The sequence below is a fragment of the Tahibacter sp. genome, assembly GCF_035481375.1.
Classification (GTDB): domain Bacteria; phylum Pseudomonadota; class Gammaproteobacteria; order Xanthomonadales; family Rhodanobacteraceae; genus Tahibacter.
This window is the reverse complement of the sequence record NZ_DATIGT010000237.1, coordinates 1-1,936: the sequence shown is the minus strand read 5'-3', so window position 1 is coordinate 1,936 and position 1,936 is coordinate 1. Positions and strand designations below refer to the sequence as shown.

General features: G+C 71.6%; 2 protein-coding genes and 1 pseudogene. All 3 read right to left on the bottom strand.

All coding sequences use genetic code 11. The features are described 5' to 3' along the window. Nucleotides 1-968, bottom strand: a 968-nt coding sequence (locus VLF18_RS15875; protein ID WP_325280603.1) for a hypothetical protein, incomplete at its 3' end; no start/stop codon positions are given. Beyond that, nucleotides 944-1,534 (bottom strand): DUF4390 domain-containing protein, encoded by a 591-nt coding sequence (locus VLF18_RS15870; protein WP_325280602.1) that lies wholly within the window; start codon nt 1,532-1,534, stop codon nt 944-946. The genes VLF18_RS15875 and VLF18_RS15870, both read right to left, overlap by 25 nt. Next, a pseudogene (locus tag VLF18_RS15865) lies at nt 1,506-1,936 on the bottom strand (16S rRNA (cytosine(967)-C(5))-methyltransferase RsmB); the annotation flags it as partial. The pseudogene VLF18_RS15865 and the gene VLF18_RS15870, both read right to left, overlap by 29 nt.

Below are 1,936 nucleotides of genomic sequence, written 5' to 3'. Positions count from 1 at the left end.
CGTGTAGCAGCCGCGAGCCGGCCGATCGGCGCGACGAGACGCCGCGCGACGCCGAACGCGGTCAGCAGCGCAAACAGCACCGACAGCAGCAGCACGAACGTCAACACGAGGCTGAAGGTCAGCTTCAGCGAGCCGCGCAGGAACTTGAGCCGGCGGAAATCGAAGCTCGCGGCTTCGACGCGCTGGGTCAGCGGGCGCAGTTTCTGCGGCAGCGGAAACAAGGTCTGCAGCAGGCGCGGCGAGCCGCTCGCGACGTTGCTTCGCACGAGCACGCGGAGCATGAGCTGGTCGCCGACCGGCTCGGCCGCGGCATAGCTGCCGCCGCCGGACAGGCGCATCAGGGTCGCCGCGTCGGGATAGACCGGATTAAGGAAGCGTGGATCGGAACTCGCCGTCGCGATCACCGTGGCGTTGTCGCCGAACACGGTCAGCTGGGTCGCGCCGAGCTGGTCGATGACGCCGTCGAGTTCCGCCTGGATTTCGGCGTCCTCGCGCGTCTCGACCGAAGCGGCCAGCGCGTTGCTCGCATCCTGGCTGATGCGCAGCCGTTCATCCACGTAGAGCCGGCCGATTTCCAGCGCGTCGTCGAGCGACTGCTCCAGGCGCACGCTGAACCAGGCATCGATCGTCGCGTTGAGAAAATTCAGCGCGAAGCCATAGACGACGAGCACCGGCGGCACGGCGAGCAGCATCAGCATCAGCAGCAGGCGCCGCGTCAGGCGCGCGCCGGGCACTTCGCGCCGCGCGTCGGCGACGAGCCGCAGCAGGCGCAGCGCGATGACGACGATGAGTACGAGCAGCGCCGCGCTCGCGAAGATCACCATCCACGGATGCAGGCGGCCGAAGCGGTTGCTGCCGCTCGCCGCATCGCCGGCGAGCAGCAGCGCGCAGCCGAGCAGCGCCAGCACCGCGAGCGCCGGCAGCAGGCGTCGCGTGACCCAGGTCAGGCCGCCGGAGTACCAGGCCATGTCCGTTCCACGACGGCCTGGCGCCAGGCGGGATCGACGAGTGCCGGCAGGCGCAGCGCGCCGGGCAGTGCCGCGCTGTCGAGCGCGATGCGCAGGCGCTGGCGCTCGGAGCCGGCCGCGCGGATCGACGCGGCGGCGAGCGGCAGCTCCATGCGGCTGAATGCGGCGATCGCCGCCGCGCGCACGCCGAAGCTGCGCACGGTCGCGCGGTCGAGATCGCGCAACTGGTAGTTGCGCGACAGCGGGAAGTAGCGCAGTTCGAGCCGGTGGGTCTCGCGCTGGGCCTCGGTCCAGCCGAGCAGGCCGCGGCGCTCGCGCGTGAGTTCGAGCTGCAGCGTCAGCGGAATGCCGTGATCGAGCGCGTCGAGCATTTCGCCGCTCGGCTTCCAGTCGCATTCGACGACGAGCAGCGTGCCGCCGCCGCGCTGGTCGATGCGCGCTTCGCCGAGCGTCAGGCTGGCCTCGCCCGGCGCGCAGCCCTGCAGCGCGAGCCCGAGCAGCGGCGCCAGCAGCAGCGCGAGCGGCGCGCGGCCGCGGCTATGCGCTCTCTTTTTCCACAATGGCATAAAAGAAACCATCCATGCCGCCCGTTCCCGGCAGGTTCTGGCGACCGGCGCCCGCGGCGCGGCCAAAGCGCGAGGGTATCGCGTCGACGGCGCGCGCGTCCGGCGTGCGCGCGAGGAACGCGTCGATCTGTGCGGCGTTCTCGCGCGAGAGGATCGAGCAGGTCGCATAGACCAGGCGGCCGCCCGGCCGCAGCAACGGCCACAGCGCATCGAGCAGTTGCGCCTGTTCGGCCGCGGCGCGGTCGACATCGCCGGAACGCCGGTGCAGGCGGATGTCGGGCTGGCGCCGGATCACGCCGGTCGCGGTGCACGGCGCGTCCAGCAGGATGCGGTCGAACGGCCGGCCGTCCCACCAATCGGCGACCGCGGCATCGCCGGCAATCGCAGCGGCGGCGAGGCCGA